The sequence below is a fragment of the Cellulosilyticum lentocellum DSM 5427 genome (genome assembly GCF_000178835.2).
Classification (GTDB): domain Bacteria; phylum Bacillota; class Clostridia; order Lachnospirales; family Cellulosilyticaceae; genus Cellulosilyticum; species Cellulosilyticum lentocellum.
The window spans coordinates 3593741-3615596 of the sequence record NC_015275.1 but is presented as its reverse complement, the minus strand read 5'-3'; the positions used below and the strand labels follow the sequence as shown (position 1 = coordinate 3615596).

16 protein-coding genes are annotated in these 21856 nt (G+C 36.1%); 9 read left to right on the top strand and 7 right to left on the bottom strand.

Going from position 1 to position 21856, the window contains the following annotated elements:
• Positions 1-106: 106 nt before the first annotated feature.
• A complete protein-coding gene (locus CLOLE_RS16655) occupies positions 107-871 on the bottom strand; it encodes a DUF6062 family protein (protein WP_013658302.1) in 765 nt (254 codons plus the stop codon).
• A gap of 399 nt (positions 872-1270) precedes the next feature.
• On the opposite strand from CLOLE_RS16655, the gene CLOLE_RS16650 reads away from it, so the two are divergent.
• From CLOLE_RS16650 to groL, 3 genes are all read left to right on the top strand, one after another.
• The gene (locus tag CLOLE_RS16650) at positions 1271-2167 is read left to right on the top strand and encodes a DNA-3-methyladenine glycosylase family protein (protein WP_013658301.1); all 897 of its coding nucleotides are present in this window, start codon (positions 1271-1273) and stop codon (positions 2165-2167) included.
• A gap of 260 nt (positions 2168-2427) precedes the next feature.
• The gene (groES, locus tag CLOLE_RS16645; protein WP_013658300.1) at positions 2428-2712 is read left to right on the top strand and encodes a co-chaperone GroES; all 285 of its coding nucleotides are present in this window, start codon (positions 2428-2430) and stop codon (positions 2710-2712) included.
• Positions 2713-2860: 148 nt separating this feature from the next.
• Entirely contained in the window at positions 2861-4495 is a 1635-nt protein-coding gene (gene groL / locus CLOLE_RS16640; protein WP_013658299.1) for a chaperonin GroEL, read from the top strand.
• A 276-nt stretch (positions 4496-4771) separates the two neighbouring features.
• Here groL and CLOLE_RS16635 read toward each other — a convergent pair whose 3' ends face one another.
• A complete protein-coding gene (locus tag CLOLE_RS16635; protein ID WP_013658298.1) occupies positions 4772-5611 on the bottom strand; it encodes an undecaprenyl-diphosphate phosphatase in 840 nt (279 codons plus the stop codon).
• Positions 5612-5818: 207 nt separating this feature from the next.
• On the opposite strand from CLOLE_RS16635, the gene CLOLE_RS16630 reads away from it, so the two are divergent.
• The 3 genes from CLOLE_RS16630 to guaA all read left to right on the top strand — a co-directional run bounded on the left by CLOLE_RS16630 (position 5819) and on the right by guaA (position 10269).
• A complete protein-coding gene (locus CLOLE_RS16630) occupies positions 5819-6331 on the top strand; it encodes a DUF6106 family protein (protein ID WP_013658297.1) in 513 nt (170 codons plus the stop codon).
• Positions 6332-7023: 692 nt separating this feature from the next.
• The gene (gene guaB / locus CLOLE_RS16625) at positions 7024-8478 is read left to right on the top strand and encodes an IMP dehydrogenase (protein WP_013658296.1); all 1455 of its coding nucleotides are present in this window, start codon (positions 7024-7026) and stop codon (positions 8476-8478) included.
• A gap of 249 nt (positions 8479-8727) precedes the next feature.
• The gene (gene guaA, locus CLOLE_RS16620; RefSeq protein WP_013658295.1) at positions 8728-10269 is read left to right on the top strand and encodes a glutamine-hydrolyzing GMP synthase; all 1542 of its coding nucleotides are present in this window, start codon (positions 8728-8730) and stop codon (positions 10267-10269) included.
• A 397-nt stretch (positions 10270-10666) separates the two neighbouring features.
• Here the strand turns inward: guaA and CLOLE_RS16615 are convergent, their stop codons facing one another.
• The 5 genes from CLOLE_RS16615 to CLOLE_RS16595 are packed head-to-tail and all read right to left on the bottom strand — an operon-like array spanning position 10667 to position 18973.
• A complete protein-coding gene (locus CLOLE_RS16615; RefSeq protein ID WP_013658294.1) occupies positions 10667-13009 on the bottom strand; it encodes an alpha-galactosidase in 2343 nt (780 codons plus the stop codon).
• Between the two features lie 24 nt (positions 13010-13033).
• Positions 13034-14446, bottom strand: coding sequence for a glycoside-pentoside-hexuronide (GPH):cation symporter (locus tag CLOLE_RS16610; protein WP_013658293.1), 1413 nt, complete (start codon positions 14444-14446; stop codon positions 13034-13036).
• 21 nt (positions 14447-14467) lie between these two features.
• Positions 14468-15931 (bottom strand): DUF6937 domain-containing protein, encoded by a 1464-nt coding sequence (locus CLOLE_RS16605; protein ID WP_013658292.1) that lies wholly within the window; start codon positions 15929-15931, stop codon positions 14468-14470.
• Complete coding sequence (locus CLOLE_RS16600) at positions 15931-18375, bottom strand: glycoside hydrolase family 2 protein (RefSeq protein WP_013658291.1); 2445 nt, start codon at positions 18373-18375, stop codon at positions 15931-15933. The genes CLOLE_RS16605 and CLOLE_RS16600 overlap by 1 nt, the downstream gene beginning before the upstream one ends.
• A gap of 37 nt (positions 18376-18412) precedes the next feature.
• On the bottom strand, positions 18413-18973 hold the full coding sequence (locus CLOLE_RS16595) for a TetR/AcrR family transcriptional regulator (protein ID WP_013658290.1): 561 nt from the start codon (positions 18971-18973) through the stop codon (positions 18413-18415).
• Positions 18974-19247: 274 nt separating this feature from the next.
• On the opposite strand from CLOLE_RS16595, the gene CLOLE_RS16590 reads away from it, so the two are divergent.
• From CLOLE_RS16590 to CLOLE_RS16580, 3 genes are all read left to right on the top strand, one after another.
• Positions 19248-19817 (top strand): GNAT family N-acetyltransferase, encoded by a 570-nt coding sequence (locus CLOLE_RS16590; RefSeq protein ID WP_013658289.1) that lies wholly within the window; start codon positions 19248-19250, stop codon positions 19815-19817.
• A 32-nt stretch (positions 19818-19849) separates the two neighbouring features.
• A complete protein-coding gene (locus CLOLE_RS16585; protein WP_013658288.1) occupies positions 19850-20707 on the top strand; it encodes an AraC family transcriptional regulator in 858 nt (285 codons plus the stop codon).
• A 123-nt stretch (positions 20708-20830) separates the two neighbouring features.
• A complete protein-coding gene (locus tag CLOLE_RS16580) occupies positions 20831-21817 on the top strand; it encodes a serine hydrolase domain-containing protein (protein WP_013658287.1) in 987 nt (328 codons plus the stop codon).
• Positions 21818-21856 lie beyond the last annotated feature (39 nt).

The window sequence follows — 21856 nt, the reverse complement described above, 5'->3', positions numbered from 1 at the left end:
TAACTCATTAAAGTCGAATCATTTTAATAGAGCTGGACACTAAATAGTGTACCAGCTCTTATTAGTAATTATTAAATTTAATCAATAACAAGCTTTGTATAAAAGATTATTTTTCTTTAAAAGGAGGATCTTGAACATAAATACCTACGAGTTTTTGAATACCTCTAGGAATAGCATCTTTAGAATTTTTCCAATCTGCATCTTTATTACGATAGTCATATTTATCTATAAACCAGGATAAATCTTCTTCAATACGTTTCAGATTGGTTTGCATCTTATCAAATAAAATACTATAAAATTCAGGTTTAGCTTTGTCAGCAACAAGGGTATCTGATAGAGCCATTAAATCTCCAAAATGAGTAACACAGAAACCTTTACAATCCTTAAAGAGAGCCATGAAATCAGGGCTTGTCTCCATTAAATAGAAGAAAGTATTCATATAGCGGATAAAATTTTTATCAATATAGTCACAAACATAGCAAGTATGATTTTGTTCATTCACCCACTCACTAATAGGATTTCCAGCTAATTCATCCATGGTTTTAGCTTTTTTGAATTTGGCAAACATACTCGTTTTAGTAGGAGAAAAGGCTTCAATTTTCTTTGTTAATTCTTTTTGAAGGGCTACATAATGGGTATGTAACATAAGAGCCATGCCAAGTCGGTTGCCGTAATCATACATTTTCTTATAGTGTTCACTACAAAAGCCCATTTGGTCAGTTGTAGCGCGAATATCATCCTCCATATAAGCACAGCCTAAAATAAAGGAAATGGCATCTTGTTCTAACTTACGTTTTATATAACAAAAAGGACATTCATCCTCTGCATGAAAGGCATCCGTTAGCGGAATGGTATAAATTGTATCTTTCATAGAAAACTCCCTTCTTAGATAAAAAAATAAATAACTCTGTTTTTATTATACAATAATAAAAAATAATTACCTACTAAATTAATAAATTTAATCAAGTACTAATTGGTATATAAAGATAGAGAGTAGATTTAGAGCGTATTATAATCTAGAGAAACTGTCCTTAAGAAATAATGATTTATTATACTTTTATTGATAATGTTGGAATAAGAGTGATATGAGAAAGGTAAAAAAGAAAAATAGTTTATCTATAACGAGTGTAAAATAATAAATATTATGATAATATAAAAGAAAAATTAACAATCATTAATCATATTAAGGGACAAAAAATTACATAAAAATGGATATTAGCAGACGAAATGGTAATAATATGAAAGAATGAAAAAGTAAAGGGTGTGGAACATGAATAATATGGTAATGCTCAATCATGTAAGTCACTTTAATATTGGACAAATTTTAGAAAGCGGACAAGTGTTTCGCTTTGAAAAAATTTCAGATCATAGTTACCTTTTAAATGCCAAGCAAAAGTTAATTAAAATTACTCAGCAACCAGATTCTAGCAGTGTAGCGATTTATAATACTACTGCTAGTGAAGTAGAAGAAATCTGGATGAATTACTTTGACATTAACACAAACTATGAAAATATTACAGCAACATTAGCTGCAAAGGATGAATGGATGGCAAAAGCTGTGGAGTTTGGTAAAGGCATTCGTATTTTGCGTCAAGATCCATGGGAGATGCTTATTTCTTTTATTGTCTCACAGAATAAATCCATTCCTCATATTAAAGCTTGTTTAAAGAATATAACAAATAAATTTGGATTCCCAATTAATGAAGTCGATGGCATGGGAGAACATTATCATTCATTTCCAACACCAAAGGAGCTATCTCGTGCCACAGAAGAAGATTTAAGAGAATGTAAAGTAGGCTTTAGGGCACCCTATATAATGGATGCTTGTCAAAAAGTATTAAATGGTGATGTTATTTTAAACGATTTATATATTATGCCTATTGAAGAAGCTAAAGCCAAGTTAATGACTATAAAAGGCGTAGGGCCTAAAGTTGCAGACTGCATCTTATTATTTGCTTACTCTAGGATGGAGCTTTTTCCAACAGATGTTTGGATTAAAAGAGTAATAGAAGGCCTTTACTTTGAAGGTAAAGATGTAAAGTTAGAGGAAATACAAAAGTTTGCAAGTGAGTACTTTGGTGAATTGGCTGGTTATGCTCAACAATATCTTTTTTTCTATGGAAGAGAAAATGCGCTTTTTAAAGATATAAGTAAGAAAAAAGCATAAAACAGAGAAATATAAGAAGAGTGTATAAAAACAAGAGAAAAAAGTTAAAAATAAAAGTAAATCATTAAAAATAGAAGCAAATAAAAGAAATTATAAATAAATAAATTAAATATGTTTAAAATACCTTAAATAAGGTAAAAATTGTATTTGCAATATAAGGTATAATGCCATAATATTATAAATATCAATTAGCACTCAATCATAGTGAGTGCTAATAATACAAAAACAAACTATTAAATATAAACAGGGAGGTTTTCTTTATGAACTTAAAACCATTAAGCGACAGAGTTGTAATCAAACATCTTGAAGCAGAAGAAAAAACACAATCAGGAATCATCTTAACAGGGACTGCTAAAGAAAAACCACAAGAAGCAGTAGTTGTAGCAGTAGGGCCTGGTGGCGTTGTAGATGGACAAAAAGTAGAGATGCAGGTTAAAGTTGGAGATAAAGTAATCTACTCAAAATATGCAGGTACAGAAGTAACATTAGACAAAGAAGAGTATGTTATCGTTCGCCAGGGTGATATTTTAGCAATCGTTGAATAAGCTATTATATGACCTAAGGGGCGTATTTCCTTTTGTTTAAGCTCATCTGGCGAAGCATATGAGTACTTAATATAGACAACATAGGCTAGTTTGAATGAACTAGCCCAATAATAGAGAGTAAAAACAATAATTTAGGGAGGCTATAAACATGGCAAAACAAATTCGTTTTGGATTAGAAGCAAGACAATCACTTCAATCTGGTGTAGATCAATTAGCAAATGCAGTAAAAGTAACACTTGGACCAAAAGGTCGTAACGTTGTATTAGATAAATCTTTTGGTACACCACTTATTACAAATGATGGTGTATCTATTGCAAAAGAAATTGAGCTTGAAGATCCATTTGAAAACATCGGAGCTCAACTTGTAAAAGAAGTTGCTACAAAAACAAATGATGTTGCTGGTGATGGTACAACAACAGCTACTGTACTTGCTCAAGCAATGATCACAGAAGGTCTTAAAAACATTGCAGCAGGTGCAAACCCAATTATTGTACGTCGTGGTATGAAAACTGCAACAGAAGCAGCAGTAGAATCAATCAAAGCAATGAGCCAAACTGTTAATAGCAAAAACCATATTGCTAGAGTAGCAGCTATTTCAGCTGGTGATGATGAAGTAGGTAACTTAATTGCTGATGCTATGGAAAAAGTATCAAATGATGGTGTTATCACAGTAGAAGAATCAAAAACAATGGCAACAGAATTAGATGTAGTTGAAGGTATGCAATTTGATAGAGGATACTTATCAGCATACATGGTAACAGATACAGAAAAAATGGAAACTGTATATGATAATCCATACATTTTAATTACAGATAAGAAGATTTCTAATATCCAAGATATCTTACCAGTTCTTGAACAAATCGTTCAAACTGGATCTAAACTTCTTATTATTGCAGAAGATGTAGAAGGTGAAGCACTTACTACTTTAGTATTAAATAAAATCCGTGGAACCTTTAACTGTGTAGCTGTTAAAGCACCAGGCTTTGGTGACAGAAGAAAAGACATGCTTCAAGATATTGCGATCCTTACAGGTGGTACAGTGATTTCAGAAGAAGTAGGTCTTGAACTTAAAGATGCTACAATTGACATGCTTGGTCGTGCAGCAAGCATTAAAGTAACAAAAGAAAATACAGTAATTGTTGATGGTGCTGGAGATAAAGCGGCAATTAAAGAAAGAGTTGTTCTTATCCGTAATCAAATTGAACAATCTACATCAGACTTCGATAAAGAAAAAATGCAAGAAAGAGTTGCAAAACTTGCTGGTGGTGTAGCTGTAATCAAAGTTGGTGCAGCAACAGAAACAGAAATGAAAGAAAAGAAACTCCGCATTGAAGATGCTCTTGCAGCTACACGTGCAGCTGTTGAAGAAGGTATCATCGGTGGTGGTGGTAGCACATATATCCACGTTGCTAAAGACGTAGAAAAATTATTAGATACAACAACTGGAGATGAAAAAACAGGTGTACGTATTATCTTAAAAGCATTAGAATCTCCACTTTACCAAATCGTAGCAAATGCAGGTCTTGAACCAGCAGTTGTTATCAATAAAGTAAAAGAACTTGAAAAAGGAACAGGTTTCAATGCTCTTACAGAACAATATGTAAACATGATTGAAGGCGGTATTATAGACCCAACTAAAGTAACAAGAAGCGCACTTCAAAATGCAACATCAGTAGCGTCTACATTCTTAACAACAGAATGTATCGTAGCTGACATTAAGAAAGATGAACCAGCTATGCCAGGTGGTGGCATGGGCGGTATGGGTGGCATGGGAATGATGTAATTCCACCCAAAATAAAGTAACAACTACTTCTCCAATATTTCGGAGAGTTGAACAAAGGGTGTTCTTATCTAGCAAAGTTAGGTGGAACATCCTTTTTTATGTGTCAAAACAGCAACTGGATGAAGAAATAATCCTTTAATAAGATGCGATAAAAAATTTAGAGTAGTAAATGAAAGGAGTGGTAACCATTTACAATATAAAAACCCCTTACAAGTACATTTATATACTAAGAGATATAAGTACCAACTTTTAAGGGGTTTTTTATCAAAATATTATTTAAAATAATCCTAGCATACCAACGCCTAATACAACAAAAGCAAAAATGATACGGTAGATAGCAAAGACTTTCATTGGCTTCTTTTGAAGGTAAGAAATGAAAGAACCAATAACCGCTAAGGCCACAATGAAAGAAACTACAAAGCCAATACCAAGGGCAATCCATTCACTTGCTAAGAGCGTTCCTTGAGCTTTTAAGATATTTAAAAGTGCTTGGCCAAACATAACTGGAATGGCTAGGAAGAAGGAATACTCAGCAGCAGCTACAGTTGAAAAACCAGCTACCCAACCACCTATAATAGTGGAAGCAGAACGAGACATACCAGGCACAATAGAGAGTACTTGGAATAAACCTACAATAATGGCCATTTTAGCTGTGATTTTAGTAGTAGACAGAGAAGTGGTTTGATTACCACGTAATTTGCTTTCTGCATACATCATCCAAAGACCACCTACAAATAAAGCACATGCTACGACAAGAGGATTAAAGAGCTTTTCCTCAATTAAATCATCAAAAGGAATACCTATAGCAGCAGCAGGAACACATGAGATGACAATCATAAGCCAGAAATAAAGACCACTTTTTTCGAAAGAAACATTTTTACTTGGAAACAAATGAACAATGGTATCCCAAATTTTCTTACGATAAAGAACTAGCACAGCTAAGATAGCGCCAAGTTGAATAACCATAGTAAACATATTAGCAAAAGCTGTGTTATCTGAGAATTTTAATAGGTTACTAAAAATAATAAGATGACCTGTAGAGGAAACCGGTAAAAATTCAGTTAGTCCTTCCACAACACCTAATATAGCCGCTTTTAATGCAAATAATAAATCCACTTTACAAATCGCCTCCTAAATCGCATTTGTTTATAATTTTTATACATAACTAGTTTATAATAGTTTATGAAAACAAGCTATCAAATTATTACATTTACTGATAATATTATAATTATAAAAACAATAACAGTAAATGTTGAAAAAATAGAGATTCTATAGTATTTTTATTATAGAGAATAAGAGGCGAAAAAGGAAGGGTAGAAGAATATGTCAGAAACATTTAAAGAGTATCTCATTAAGCAAAAGAAATCTTCAACTGATATTTTAGCTCAAATCGGATTAGTTGTAGCAACAATTATTCTGATAGGAGTTGCTTTTTTATACGGTGGGGATTTTATAGGGCCGATTCTAATTGTAGGTATCCTATTTGGAGCAGGCTTTTTATTTAGCAGATTTAGCAGAGAGTATGAATATATTTTAACTAATAATGAATTAGACATTGATGTTATTTATAATCGCTCAAGACGTAAAAGAGTAATGACTATTGATATGAAAAAAATTGAGATCATGGCCAATATTAAAGATGAGCGTCATCAATCAGAACTTAATAAAGGATATAAAGTAGTTAATGTAAGTGATAATTCAAAAGATGAGAATACATATGTTATTATGACACAAACCCCAGCTAAAGGAGCATGTAAGGTAATATTCTCACCTAATGAAGCTTTTGTAAATGACTTATTCAGACAAGCACCTAATAAAGTTTTTAAGAAAATATAATAATAATCAATAAAGAAAGGGAAACTATTTTGTAGGTTCCCTTTCTTTATTGATTATGGAAGTAGATTGATTACTGGGTTAATCAATCTGACGTAGAAGGAATTTTCACATCGTAAGCATAAGCTTACTCAAGCTAAGGTTTCTAAACTATTCAGCCATATAAGCTATGAGGTAATAAATAGTTTTTCTTATTTCTAGCATTATAATACGAAAGTTACTATATATCCTAGTGACTGAATAGCTATAAAATTTTATAGTCAATGAATGTTCGATAAATACAAGGTATAATAGAAGATATTCTGAATTTAAGAATACAAATGTATGCAAGTGACGTACAAATAAGGGGCTAATCACATTCATTTCTCTTGCTTAAGGTAGAGAGTAAGCTATAAAATAGTTACTTCTCGCCAAATAAAATCTATGAAAGGACTTATATCGAAATAGTATAAAAAAGATGATTAGTAGGGCAATTGCGTCCATTAGAGAAGTAAATAAATATATTTTTCTACAATAGGTTTATTAGAATTAAAAAAGAAATAAGCAAAATAAACAAGGATAAAAAGGATGTCCGTCACAACTTGACAATACCTTTGAAAATGTGATAAAGTGTACAAAATATATCAATATTATTTTAACGTTCGAGTTTTTATTCAACAATAAAAACTATTAGCACAACTTTAGGAGGCCAAGCAATGTCTAAGATTTTAAAAGAAGGTATCACATTTGATGATATCTTACTCGTACCTAATTATTCTAATGTATTACCAAAGGAAGTTTCTTTAAGTACAAAACTGACTAAGACGATTACATTAAATATTCCATTCATGAGCGCGGGAATGGATACAGTAACTGAAGCGAGAATGGCAGTTGCTATTGCACGTCAAGGTGGTATCGGAATCATTCATAAAAATATGTCTATTGAAGCACAAGCTGAAGAAGTAGATAAAGTAAAACGTTCAGAAAATGGCGTTATTACAGATCCATTTTCACTTTCTCCAGAACACTATGTATATGAAGCTAATGAATTAATGGCAAAATACAGAATCTCAGGTGTACCTATTACAGAGGGAACTAAATTAGTTGGTATTTTAACGAACCGTGACTTACGTTTTGAAACAGATTTCAACCGTAAAATTAAAGAAGTGATGACAAGCGAAAATCTTATTACAGCACCAGAAGGGACAGACCTTATGGAAGCTAAGAAATTACTTGCTGAGCATCGTATTGAAAAATTACCTCTTGTAGATGCAGCAGGTAATCTCAAAGGCCTTATTACTATTAAAGATATTGAAAAAGCAATTATGTATCCTAATGCTGCAAAAGACAAACAAGGACGTCTTTTAGCGGGAGCAGCAGTAGGTGTAACTATGGATTTACTTGATAGAGTAGATGCCCTTGTAAAATCTAAAGTTGACGTTATCACAATTGATACAGCACACGGACATTCTCAAGGGGTGTTAGATGCCGTTAAGAAAGTAAAAGCTAAATACCCAGAACTTCAAATCATCGCAGGAAATGTAGCAACAGCAGAAGCTACAGTAGCACTTATTGAAGCTGGTGCAGACTGTGTTAAAGTAGGTATTGGACCAGGTTCTATCTGTACAACACGTGTTGTAGCAGGTGTAGGTGTACCACAAATCACAGCAGTAGAAGATTGTGCAGCAGCAGCAGCACCTTATGGCGTACCTGTTATTGCAGACGGTGGTATTAAATACTCAGGAGATATTGTAAAAGCTATCGGTATGGGAGCAAGTGTATGTATGATGGGATCAATGCTTGCAGGTTGCGAAGAAAGTCCGGGAGAAATTGAATTATACCAAGGAAGAAAATACAAAGTATATAGAGGTATGGGTTCAATTGCAGCTATGGAAAAAGGAAGTAAGGACCGTTACTTCCAAGCAGATGCGAAAAAATTAGTACCAGAAGGTATTGAAGGCCGTGTTGCATACAAAGGTTATGTAGCAGACACTATCTTCCAAATGGTAGGTGGACTTCGTGCTGGTATGGGTTATGCAGGTGCAAGTTCTATTGAAGAACTACAAGAAAAAGCTACTTTTGTAAAAATCACAAGTGCTGGTCTTAAAGAAAGCCATCCACATGATATTCACATTACAAAAGAAGCACCTAACTATAGTGTAGATTTCTAAGGTAAAATAATGGGGGGATGTTGCATAAACATATAAGGTTTCTCATATCTAAAATATGATTATGTGGCAGCCCCTTCTTTATTAATTAAAAATTAGAAATAAATCATTAATTAGAGATGCTGAAGCGTGAAAAGCTAGCTTCATTATTTATTAGTATGAATTAATAAAGATATATAGTTACGAAATGAATATCCTTAGAGACAGAAGGATGATATAATAGATGGAAGAAAAATCAAGGAGGCAAATGGCATGAATCATGAGTTAGTAATCGTTCTTGACTTTGGTGGACAATACAACCAATTGATTGCAAGACGTGTTAGAGAATGTAATGTATATTGTGAAGTACATCCTTACAATATCAGTATAGAAAAGATTAAAGAAATGAATCCAAAAGGAATCATCTTTACAGGTGGACCAAATAGCGTATATGGTGAAGATTCACCACTTTGTGATAAGACGCTCTTTGAATTAGGTATTCCTGTACTTGGAATTTGCTATGGCTCACAGCTTACAGCACACCTTTTAGGTGGTAAGGTAGCAACAGCACCAGTTAGCGAATATGGTAAAACAGAAGTAGATATAGACACAACATCTAAGTTATTTGCAGGTGTATCACCAAAAACAATTTGTTGGATGAGCCATACAGACTATATTGAACAAGCACCAGCTGATTTTACTATTACTGCACATACACCAGTTTGTCCAGTAGCAGCAATGGAAAATGTAGAAAAGGGAATCTATGCAGTACAATTCCACCCAGAAGTAATGCATACACAAGAAGGTATGACAATGCTTTCTAATTTTGTTCTTAATATCTGTGAATGTCAAGGCGACTGGAAAATGGATTCTTTCGTAGAAACAACTATTAAAGCACTTCGCAAAAAAGTAGGCAATGGTAAAGTATTATGTGCCCTTTCAGGTGGGGTTGACTCATCAGTAGCAGCAGTTATGCTTTCAAAAGCTATTGGTAAACAACTGACATGTGTATTCGTAGACCACGGTTTACTTAGAAAGAATGAAGGAGATGAAGTAGAAGCAGTATTCGGACCAGAAGGCCACTACGACCTTAACTTCATCCGTGTTAATGCACAAGAAAGATTCTACGAAAAATTAAAAGGTGTAGAAGAACCAGAAGCTAAAAGAAAAATCATCGGTGAAGAGTTCATTCGTGTTTTTGAAGAAGAAGCTAAAAAAATCGGCACAGTAGACTTCCTTGTACAAGGAACAATCTATCCAGATGTTATCGAAAGTGGACTTGGTAAATCAGCAGTGATTAAGTCACACCACAATGTAGGTGGACTTCCAGACTATGTAGATTTCAAAGAAATCATTGAACCACTTCGTTTATTATTTAAAGATGAAGTACGTAAAGCAGGTTTAGAATTAGGTATTCCAGAATACTTAGTATTTAGACAACCATTCCCGGGTCCAGGACTTGGTATCCGTATTATCGGAGAAGTAACAGCAGAGAAAGTACGCATCGTACAAGACGCAGACTGGATTTACAGAGAAGAAATTGCAAAAGCAGGGATTGCAAAAGAAATCGGACAATACTTCGCAGCACTTACAAATATGAGATCTGTAGGAGTAATGGGAGATGAAAGAACTTACGACTACGCAGTAGCCCTAAGAGCAGTAACAACAAGTGACTTTATGACAGCAGAATCAGCTGACCTTCCATGGGAAGTACTTGGAAAAGTAACGACTAGAATTGTAAATGAAGTTAAAGGTGTTAACCGCGTACTTTATGATTGCACAGGAAAACCACCAGCAACGATTGAATTTGAGTAAAACTAACAGCCGTGCGCGGCTTAACAAAAAAAGTAGGGATGAGAGCTAGCTCTCAATCCCTACTTTTTTTGCTAAACTGCATAGGGCGCAGTAACACAGTGAGATGAAGCGAAGCGGAGTCGAACTGTGCTGCGTAGCAACAAAGTGAAATCTATATGATGCACGGCAATCGAAGCAATCAATATTGTTAGGCAAGATATAATGTAACAGCATATAAGTAAGTATAAAGCAGTGGATTCACTTTCAAGCCCTACGATAAGCGTGCTAAGTTACATAAACTAGTATGCGAGTATTCTAGTGTCGTTGAATCAAAAAAATAATGTTGTCATCCTCTACCATTACAATGGCAAACTGTTCCATAATGCCACAGTTCACTCTATTATAATGGTTATCATTGCTAAGCTTCATCCTCTTCCTCTATAAAATAAAGACGGGAGCAAAAATCCTGAAAATATCTTACCTCCTCATTGTAACCTGTTGCGGCAAAGCCTTGCTTTAATTTGATGCCACTGTACATCAGGGTATCTCCGTAGACATGGTAAAGCTCTGTTTCCCCATCTAGTTTAACCCATTTCGTTAATATATTATGAAGCAACGAATCCTGTTTTACATGAATGGGTGATATCGTATTAATCAAATCACCAAATTCTTTTATGTTATGTTTGAGTTTTCTGCCTGAAAAGGTATATCTCTTATCCTCATCAAGCCCTTTTGCCTTAAATATTTCGTGTTGCCAGTTTGCCGTTGTGAGTTTTTGCATGAGAAACCCTACTGATTTACTTTTGTCTGCTGATACCGTATTCCAAGAATAAATATTGCCATATCTTATGCGATAAAACGTTCCATATTGTAGTAGGTGGCGCCATTTTTTATAGAGTGTTACCTGCTCACTAAGTGCTTCAAGCTCTTCTTTTTTCATATCACTCAAATTACACTCATATCCAAGGACACCAAAAGCCGCCACATTGAATCTGCTTTCAAAAGGTGTGATTCTCAAGGTCTGATGATTGGGGCAGCTACTGACATGGCAGCTTATGGTGGACATCGGATAACCATAGCTATAGCCGTTCTGTATAGCTAAGCGGCATACAGCATCTGTATTGTCACTTGCCCAGATTTGTGGGAAATAGCAAAGCATACCAAGATCAAATCGGTTACCTCCTGCAGCACAACCCTCAAATAAAATGTTAGGAAATCTTTCAGTAAGGGTTTTCATAATGCTGTATAGCCCTATGTAATAGTTATAAAGCATTTCACCTTGTCTACTGGAAGGAAGAGAAGGAGAATAATAATCGGAAAAAATACGATTCATATCCCATTTCACATAACTTATGTTAGCAGAGGAGAATACCTCAGACATACTTGTGATGATATATTCCTGAACATCTGGATTACAGAGGTCAAGAATACGCTGATTACGTCCCTCACTATGTGGTTGATCAGGAATGGAACAAGTCCAGTCAGGGTGCTCTTTAAAAAGGCTGCTATCTGTATTAACCATCTCCGGTTCTACCCATATACCAAATGCCATTCCCATATCATTAATGCGATCTGCTAGACCTTTTAGTCCATAGGGCAGTTTAGAGAGATTGGGAGTCCAGTCACCAAGAGAATGCTTGTCATCATTTCGCTCACCGAACCATCCATCATCCATAACAAATAGTTCTATCCCTGCTTTGGCTGCTTTCTTTGCAAGACGTAGCAAAGAGCTTTCCGTAAAATGAAAGTATGAGGCTTCCCAGCTATTGAGAAGTATAGGGCGTTCTTTGTACTGCCAGCTTCCGCGTACAATGTGATTTTGTACAAAGGAATGAAAGTGATGACTTGCCTTTGTGAAGCCACAGTGAGAATAAGTCATCACAGCTTCTGGTGCTTCAAGGAAATTCCCCGGTTCTAATTGGTAACAAAAACTAACTGGTGACATACCTGTTACGATTCTGGTATGACCGTAACTGTCGGCTTCTATGGCTTCGTAATGATTGCCACTGTATATGAGATTAAAGCCATAAACCTGACCAGAATCTTCATCTGCATGGGGCTCTGTGACAAATACCAGTGGATTGGCCCTACTACTTGAAGTGCCACACTGAGAAGAGATCACATATTTGCCTGCATTTAATCTGGTCGTATGACGCTGCATTTCACGTCCCCATGCCCCATGAAAAGAGGTTACCTGATAGTCTGTACCAAAAAGAGTAAGACTGCTACTTAACAGTCTATGGACATTTACTGGATTAGAACTGTTATTTGTAAGACAGGTCTGCCTGCAGATCACATCATCTTCTTCATAAACATAGTAATATAAATCCAGTGTTAAAGCGTAGTGTTTATCAATGAGTGTGATGAGTAGTGTACTTACCTCACTGTCTGTGCCATAAGAACCAGGAAGGTTGGTGAAGGCTTTCCTTCCCGGTAATATTTGATGGGAATCATACAAAAAATCACATGTACGGCTTCCGTCTGCATGAACAATTTCCACCAGTGGTTCATTGATATCACCTTTGCCATAAGAAGAAAATTCAAGGGCTGCATTCTCTAAAGATACACCAGGATTATCCTCAGAATACAATACCGTGTTGCCAGGAGCAAAAGTATGCTTTTCTGTCATTGCATCACTTTCCTCTAGATGAATCTTTCTCCCATAGTGCAGATGTTCAAGATGACCGTCAGGATGTAACTTAAATACATAGGAAGTGTGCTTTGTGTTTAAATGAAAAAGTCCGTTTTTTTCTTGGATCATAAGGGTCATTCCTTTCTGGTAAGCTTAATGCTTTTGACGTGATTTAAGCTCCTTCGTAATTGACTCCAGTTTTTCATCTGTGAGTATATAATGTTTTTTAAAGACAATAAAGGCTACAAGGAGTACGAGCATAGGAAGTACAGTCATGGTCATGCGAAGTCCGACCACAGAACTTCCAGAGATGGCTGACTTTATGGTTTCATCTGCGCTTATATGGAAGACTGACAGGCAAACAGAAGCAATAAGTGCAGCAATTCCTGATGCAAGTTTAACCACAAAGGTCTGCATAGAAAAGATGACTGATTCATCTCTGCGGTTATTTTTAAGTTCACCATAGTCAACTGTATTGGCTAAAAATACGGTTGTCAGTACGTTGAGTATACCGACTGCTCCAAAAATAAAGAATCCTGGAATCAGAAGTAGAAATACATTTCCCATGCTGGTAAATGAAATGCCTAATAATACAAAATAACCAATGACCGCCATCCCTATGCTGATGTAAAACACTTTGATGGCTTGGAAAAATTTTCGAAGTAATGGGAACAAAATCATCATGGACAAGATCTGTACTGCACCACCGAAGGTGTTAAAGATGGTGTAATTGGTTTTCCATGAAGTGCCACCAAAATCGTATTTGAAAAAGTAAATAACAAGATTTGAAGTAATATAGACAGCAGAATTAATGAGAACAATAGCAATGACCATTGTCATGGTTTGGTCATTTTGAATGAGTGATGTAAACATTTCCTTAATCGTTGCCGCTTTCATATCCACTGTGGATTTTTCTTTAATGGCTAGACAGGTAATGATGATAAAGATAAGAAAAAGAATAGCAATAATAAGCGCAAAATATTTAAAGCCTATTCGCTCTATTTCTGTATCAGGTGACCCTGAAGGACACAAGAAGCTACCAAGTCCTGCTACTGCTATAACTGTAATAATGGTAATAATAGCACTTCCGACACCTGCACAGGAACGAGCTAGTGTAGACAGATTTTCACGTTCTTTGCCCCCTTTTGTAAAAGCAGGAATCATAGACCAGTAAGGGATATCCATCATAGTATAGGTGACACCCCATAAAATGTAAAACACTGCGGCATAAGTAGTAAGTCCCGCTCCATCAAGCTGTGGTGGTGCCGCAAACATAAAAAATAAGATAATAGCATTTAGCAATGTGCCTATGAGAAGCCATGGACGGAATTTTCCCCATTTTGTTTTGGTTTTGGCTACGATTACGCCCATAATAGGATCGTTAAAAGCATCAAATACTCTGGCCACTAATAAGATAATTCCCATTGCCCATGCGCTTACACCCATAATATCCTGATAGTAGTATAAAACATAGCTGGCAGATAACATGTAAACCATATCTTTTCCAACTGCCCCTATCCCGTAAGCAAATTTTTCTTTGACTGATAAACTTTTTACTGTATCCATAACTGCTACCCCCTTTATTTATTATTTATTTTCCTGTTTCATTGCCATTTCTACCACTTTATAAGCACCATCATAGAGTCCCATGGATTTGTTACGTTTGATGGATTCGCACATAGCTGCAAGAAAGGCGCTATCTTTATAAAATAAATTAATCATCTGCAAGGTATGTGGTATATCACGACATTCCAGTGTACCGTCTCCCATTTCAGCAGAGTGGATAGCACCCCACATTTCATGTTTTCCCACTCTTTTTATAAAGAGCTTTGGCACAGGATAAAATGCAAGCTCACTAGGCTTTGTTACGAGTACATCACAGCTTCTCATAAGCAGATTCGTACAATAAACAGCTTCGAATATATTGTGATGATAGAATGCATGGATGCCTGTGACAGGTCCTTCAAGAGCTTGATTAGCAAATGCCTTGGTATCTTCCCAGTTATCAAAATGTTCTATGGCATAGGTAGATAAATCCGGTATCTCCTTAATCAAGGCTTCCCATACATTTTTGTAATCACCTACATTGATATAAAGAACAGCTTTGTTTTTTGCAATGGCAGGTAGTACATGCTTGATAATAGCAGCAAATATTTCTTTTTGTGCTCCTGCACCACCGATTGTTAGAAGAAAACGCATAGGTTCTTTATTGGCTTTTCGCTTCATACGCGCATCACAGTCTGCTTCTATATTTGAGACTAGTTCATGGTCAATATAGTGTCCGGTGTAGACTAAAGAATCAGCAGGAAGTGCATGGCAAGTTGATTTTTTTTGCATACCATTGCATATGCGATAACCCTGATAGGCATTCCAGCACTGAACCGTATGAATGCTTCCTTCAGCAAAATGAAGTGCCATTGGCCAATTGTCAGGGATAGCATTAATAACCTTTTTCATGCCACTATGTACTGCAGCTTGTGATGGCCATACATGAGTACCTATAAAAGGCATATCTTTGGGGATGTTAGCAAATACAGGGGCCATAAGTTCCGCATTTTTTTGGTCAGAAGCATTATAGGCAAGTGCACGGAAGCCTTCGTAATTCATGGGTTCCCATACTAGCTTATTAAACAGAGAAAACTTAGAAAGCCTTGAGCCTAAAGAATACAATTCATTTTGAGCACTTATCACCTTTGTACAGGTAGTAGAAGGATAGGCGTTCAAATCCATCCAGTAGGGTGTATAACCCATGGCATGTGCTGCTGATGCCATTGCCATAGCAATTCGGTAATGCCCAAATCCCATACGAATATTGCCGATAATAATGCCTTTATCCCTGTCAAAGGTACCACTGGGATCTTTAGGGTCTACTATAATATTCTTGACTCCAAGTAAATCTCCGATATAGGGATTTTCCTCAATAGCGATTTTATAATCGGCGTTAGAATCATCACCAAACTTTTTTAAATAGTTGTTCTTGGATCTTACTGCTTTCTTATAATCCCTTGATGATATGGGGTTTCCAAATATTACTTTTGATTTATCCTCCATTATAATCCTCCATTCTGATTGGCATTATTTTTACAAGTCACATGAAATGTAAAGGTGACTGGATCTGTCTCTGGAATAGAAACGGTGACACTTCCCTGTCCCTCAGAACCGATGGTCTTAACGTAGCATCCGCTGTACCCCCCTTGAAAAGGTAGGATGTCTGGTCCGATTAATGCGATAGCTCCTTCACAGGTGATGTGTGCGTAGCCTGAATAATAGGGAAGAACATTACCGTATTCATCTGTAGCAGAAAGCCTTATAGAGGCTACATCATAGGTATCGCTTTCCGTCAGCATTTGAGTATTGGTAGTCCCTTTTAAATGGATGCTAGTCATTGGGGCTTTGGTGATAGATTTAACGACCTTGCCATTTGTGATGGCATCAAACCTATAGGTAGTAGCTGTGCCACCCCAATCTCCGATGTATTGATTATACAGCCTCAAGGCATCTGCTGGTTTCATGCGGTATATGGCCATAAGTGCTAGAGCTTTAAGCATAAGTCCCAGCGTCATACAATCTGCTCCTTTTAAGGCATAAGCGTTAATTAGGTCTTTTACTAGAGCTTCCTGTCTTGATGAAAAGTGTTCTTGTTTGCCCATCTTATCACCTATAAAATCATTCATAGTAATAGGTCCATGGGATAAGTGACTATATGTACTGTCTCTATTAAAAAATTCCTTAATCAATTCATTATTTTTATAAAACCTTACTGAATCTGCATTGGTGTAGATATAAATATCCCCTCTTATACAGCCAGGATGTTCGCCTATATCCATGGAGGAACTGATCTCTAGTACAGGATTTCTATTACCAAGAGCAGCATATACATAAGCAGCAGGCTTTGGATTGCGGAACATATCCATAACACCGTGATAACATATTCTATCTCCACTACCGAAGTCACGGTGAGTATTATAATCAAACATACACCAGCCAAAGGAACCTGCTATTTCATTTTCTGAGGCAACTGCATCAAGAATATTGGCGTGACGTCTGGCATGTTCCCTTTTGTGTGCCTCATCATCATAGGTTTTAGTAGGATACATATGTCCACAATATTCGGTAATAAGATAAGGTTTATGGTTATTGGATGTAACCTTTTGCTTTGGCTGACAGCCTCTTTTTACGCCATCATGTATAAAATCGTTATAGGTATAGACATCCTCTAATAAGTGGCTATGAGCTATTGCCCTGACACCTCCAGTAGGACGTGTTGGATCTGCTTCGTGAGCAGCCTTATTAGTAGCAAGATAAAAGGCATCGTCATCCTGAGACTCATTTATTCTGACACCCCATAATATGATGGATGGATGATTTCTATATTGTCTGACCATATCTGTTGTATTGATTACCGCCTGCTTTTTCCATGTGTCATCGCCTATATGTTGCCAGCCGGGAATCTCAGTAAATACCAGAAGCCCTATTTCGTCACATCTTTGTATGAAGTGATGTGATTGTGGATAATGGCTGGTTCTTACCGCATTTACACCAAGCTCGTTTTTCAAGATATCTGCATCCAGTTTCTGCATTGAAGCAGGCATGGCATAGCCTACATAAGGATAACTCTGGTGCCTATTGAGCCCCCTGATCTTTAACTTGCGTCCGTTTAAATAATAGCCGTCTTTCTTAAATTCAGAACGCCTGAATCCTATTGTCGTAGTCACTGTGTCCAGTAACTGGGGTGTTTTTTGCGACATGTCATACAGACGAGTGACTAATTGATAAAGCACGGGGGTATCTATATCCCACAGACTGACATTGTCCACCGTAAATGTTGGATGACAGTCTGAACAGGTGTATGTTGCTAACGGTGTTTTTTCTTCAGAGGTACTGTATAATAGTTGTTCTAATTTTACTGGGACATCAATAGCGGATAATGTAATATCACTTGAGACCTGTGCAGAAACTTTCGTATCCAAGTTGGTAGATTCTATTTTATCCGTTAAGATCTCCGGTTTCACAAAGATATCTGCAATGTGAAGAGTTGGCTTATGCTCTAAATAGACTTCACGGTATATCCCACCAAATGTCATATAATCTATGACATGCCCAAAAGGTGGCTGATTTAATTGCTCATGGGAATCAACCTTTACGACCAGTACATTTGTTTCGCCGTACTTTATGCTGGAGCTTATATCTACTGTAAAGGCTGTATAGCCACAATAATGGGAATATATTTTGACGCCATTCACAAATACATCAGCTTGATGTGCAACGCCTTCAAATGTCACAGCTACATAATCACCGTTCCAGTCTGCTGGAATATCCAGTTCTGTTTTGTACCAGCATGTCATCTGATAGAGGTTTTCATCAAAGTAATGAAAGGGTGTTTCTTTGCAGGTGTGTGGAAGTCTTACTTTCAAGCCTTTTGTAAATCCGGGTTTATGAAGCTCAGGTGAATAGTGTTCTGTAAAAATCCAATGATTGTTTATATATTTTTTCATTAACACACCAACCTTTCGGTTTAAAAAATGGAATCTGTCAATCTACAATAATGCCTCTTGTAAGCGTTTTAACCGTTTCTTTCAATGCCTGCTGATAAGTGATGTTATTTTTCTCAAGCAGGTCTCTTTTTAGAAATTGTTCCAGTGTAGCTTCAAATATTGTTTTGATGATAATGGGGTGTATCGGGCGAACCACTCCTTCTTGCATCCCCTGTTCTAAGAGGGCAATTGTATTTTCCCAACCATTTTCAAGGCGCTGTTCAATCTGTGAATATACCAGAGGATGCTTATCCTTGATAAGATATAACTGGCTGAAATCCAGATTTTGATAGCAGTCAGGCAGAACGCCTAAAATCGTTTCTATCTTCTCGGCCGTATTTAAGCTGCTATCCGAAAGCACTTTGTTCTCGCTGTCTTTAATGCCATCGAAACAATAATCCACCATTTGTAGTAGTAGAGATTCCTTGTCATTAAAGACAGAGTAAATCGTTTTCTTGCTTATGGATAATTCTTTCGCCAAATCATCCATGGTAAACTTAATGCCTTTTTTATTAAACACAGTAATACATGCTTCCAATATACTTGTATGTAAATCCATATTCGTATCCTCCTAGGAAACTAAAAAACTATAATTGGTTTCCTAGTTTTCATTGTATCACAATCAATATTTACTTCAATTCACCTAAAATTATAATAAATTAATTATTATTTTGTGCAATTTAACGAGTTTTGAAAAATAATTAAAGGAAAGACGGTAGGTTTAGCAAAATAGAAATACCATTTTAGAGTAGGAGAATGAATAGACAAGCGTATCAATAAGTATTATATTGAAATTAAATTGATAAGTCATAGTTACCATAGGAGATAGAGGTATGCATATAGAAACAGAGAGATTATCCTTAAGAGAAATGAATGAAAGTGATTTTGAGGCACTTTATGCTGTTCTTGCTGATTCAGATATTATGGAACATTATCCCTATACTTTTGATGAAAAAAGAGTGATGAATTGGATTGAGAAAAACAGAGAAAGATATAAGATTTTTGGATTTGGATTATGGGCAGTCATACTCAAGGCAACAGGAGAAATGATAGGTGATTGTGGCTTGACCATGCAACTTATAAATGGTCAGATTAAACCTGAGATTGGATATCATATCCGAAAAGACTGCCAACGACAAGGGTATGCAAGTGAGGCAGCCAAAGCGAGCAGGGATTGGGTTTTTAAGAATACACCATTCAATAGGATCTATTCTTATATGAAGCATACAAATATTGGTTCGTATGCCACAGCACTTTCAATAGGGATGCATCAAGTTGATGAATTTATAGATAAGGAGAATGAGATTACAAAAGTATATGTCATCACTAGAGAGGAATGGGAGAAGGAAGCTATTCGGACAAAAGAAGGCACAATAAGTCGGGAAAGGAATCTTTTGAAGTAATAACATAGAGACATAGCAGGGAGGTAGAAACTATGGAATGGATAAAAAGTATTAGCGAAGCTATCGATTATATTGAGGAAAATCTTACGGATGAACTGACCATCGAAAGAATTGCAAGTCATGCGCTCATCTCACCCTTTTATTTTCAAAAAGGATTTTCCATGCTTTGTGGTTTTACTGTGGGTGATTATATTAGACAACGTAGGCTCACACTTGCCGGAAGCGAACTTGTTTCCTCGGATACAAGAATCATTGATATTGCACTCAAATATGGCTATGAGTCGCCAGATAGCTTTTCAAAAGCTTTTACACGTTTCCATGGTGTTACACCTACAGCTGTACGAAAGGATGGAGCAATGATTAAATCGTTTGCTCCACTGAAAATCTCATTTACTTTGAAAGGTGGTTTTACTATGGAATACAAAATTGTTGAAAAAGAGGCATTTACGGTTATAGGTGCACAGAAAAAGTTTAAGTATGATGATGCGAAAACAGAAATTCCAAAGTTTTGGACAGAACATTATCAAAGTGGTAAAGGGAGTATCGTTTGTGGCATGTATGGCGTGAATATGGATGAAAGTATGGGAGACAAGGAGTTTGAGTATCTGATAGCAGACGATTACAATGGGAGAGCAGAAATACCGGAGGGCTTTGTTACGAAAGTAATTCCTAGCTATACATGGGCTGTTTTTCCTTGTAGAGGAGCAATGCCAAAAGCAATGCAAGAGGTTAATCAAAAAATATTTTCCGAATGGCTACCAAACTGTAAAGAGTATGAATTTGCGGCAGGATATTGTATCGAAATGTATGGTGATGCCTCTAAGTACAAAAATGGAATAGAGGATGATCATTACTATAGCGAGATATGGATTCCGGTAAAAAAGAAATAAATACAAGAATGTAAGTTAAGCATATGGCGAAAGGTTTAAAATAGTACTTGAAAAGCATTTTTAATGGATATATCCTTTGTTTTAAGGATATATCCATTAAATTTTATAGGAGAGTTTAATGATATGAATAAAGAAAAACTTAAAGAGTTAGAGAGTAAAATAAATAATGAATATGGTAATATTGCAGGAGTAGTTGTACTTAAAGATGGTGAAATGCGATACGAAAAGTATTTTAATGAGTGTACAGCTGATAGCAGGATCCATGTTTATTCAGTGTCAAAAAGTATTATTTCGATATTGATAGGGATTGCAATAGACAAAGGATACATCAAAAGTGTCAATCAAAAAGTATTGGATTTTTTCCCTGATTACATAGTAAAAAAGGGGGAAAAGACCATACAGAATGTTACCATTAAAGATTTACTTACAATGACCACCCCATATAAATATAAGTTTGCACCCTACACCTACATTAAGTATTTCATGAGTGATAATTGGTTGAAATTTACGCTTGATTTGTTGGGAGGTAAAGGACAAATAGGTCAATTTAGGTACACACCTATTGTAGGACCAGATATTTTGTCTGGTATTTTAATGAAAGTAACCGGACAAACGGTGCTTGAGTTTGCAACAGATCATTTATTCTCACCGCTTGGAATTATTGTAGAGCGTAATATATTTTTTCGAACTGCAAAGGAACAAAGTGCATTTAACAAAGCTACTAATATCAGCGGTTGGGTTGCTGACGCATCTGGTTTGAACTCTGCTGGATGGGGACTTACCCTATCCCCAGTAGATATGGCAAGTATAGGTAAGTTATTGTTGGATGACGGAGTTTGGAATGGAAAGCAAATCGTATCGACAGAGTGGATAAAGGAGAGTACCAAGGAACATAGCAGATGGGAGAAAGCAAATCTTTTATATGGATATTTATGGTGGATTGTTGATGATGGATTTGCAGCAATTGGAGATGGTGGAAATGTCATATATGTAAACAAAAAGAAAAATATAGTGATTTCAATTACCGCTCTTTTTAAACAGAATGTCACAGATAGAATAGAATTTATTAAGGAGTATATTGAACCAATCTTTGAGAATTGTATATCATGATGGTCTTAAAGCTTTGAATTGGGATGACAATAGTTTTGT

Excerpts from the sequence above, each read along its gene's own strand:
- CLOLE_RS16655 (WP_013658302.1), bottom strand. The coding sequence starts at position 871 with ATGAAAGATACAATTTATACCATTCCGCTAACGGATGCCTTTCATGCA.
- CLOLE_RS16650 (WP_013658301.1), top strand. The coding sequence starts at position 1,271 with ATGAATAATATGGTAATGCTCAATCATGTAAGTCACTTTAATATTGGA.
- groES (WP_013658300.1), top strand. The coding sequence starts at position 2,428 with ATGAACTTAAAACCATTAAGCGACAGAGTTGTAATCAAACATCTTGAA.
- groL (WP_013658299.1), top strand. The coding sequence starts at position 2,861 with ATGGCAAAACAAATTCGTTTTGGATTAGAAGCAAGACAATCACTTCAA.
- CLOLE_RS16630 (WP_013658297.1), top strand. The coding sequence starts at position 5,819 with ATGTCAGAAACATTTAAAGAGTATCTCATTAAGCAAAAGAAATCTTCA.
- guaB (WP_013658296.1), top strand. The coding sequence starts at position 7,024 with ATGTCTAAGATTTTAAAAGAAGGTATCACATTTGATGATATCTTACTC.
- guaA (WP_013658295.1), top strand. The coding sequence starts at position 8,728 with ATGAATCATGAGTTAGTAATCGTTCTTGACTTTGGTGGACAATACAAC.
- CLOLE_RS16615 (WP_013658294.1), bottom strand. The coding sequence starts at position 13,009 with ATGATCCAAGAAAAAAACGGACTTTTTCATTTAAACACAAAGCACACT.
- CLOLE_RS16610 (WP_013658293.1), bottom strand. The coding sequence starts at position 14,446 with ATGGATACAGTAAAAAGTTTATCAGTCAAAGAAAAATTTGCTTACGGG.
- CLOLE_RS16605 (WP_013658292.1), bottom strand. The coding sequence starts at position 15,931 with ATGGAGGATAAATCAAAAGTAATATTTGGAAACCCCATATCATCAAGG.
- CLOLE_RS16600 (WP_013658291.1), bottom strand. The coding sequence starts at position 18,375 with ATGAAAAAATATATAAACAATCATTGGATTTTTACAGAACACTATTCA.
- CLOLE_RS16595 (WP_013658290.1), bottom strand. The coding sequence starts at position 18,973 with ATGGATTTACATACAAGTATATTGGAAGCATGTATTACTGTGTTTAAT.
- CLOLE_RS16590 (WP_013658289.1), top strand. The coding sequence starts at position 19,248 with ATGCATATAGAAACAGAGAGATTATCCTTAAGAGAAATGAATGAAAGT.
- CLOLE_RS16585 (WP_013658288.1), top strand. The coding sequence starts at position 19,850 with ATGGAATGGATAAAAAGTATTAGCGAAGCTATCGATTATATTGAGGAA.
- CLOLE_RS16580 (WP_013658287.1), top strand. The coding sequence starts at position 20,831 with ATGAATAAAGAAAAACTTAAAGAGTTAGAGAGTAAAATAAATAATGAA.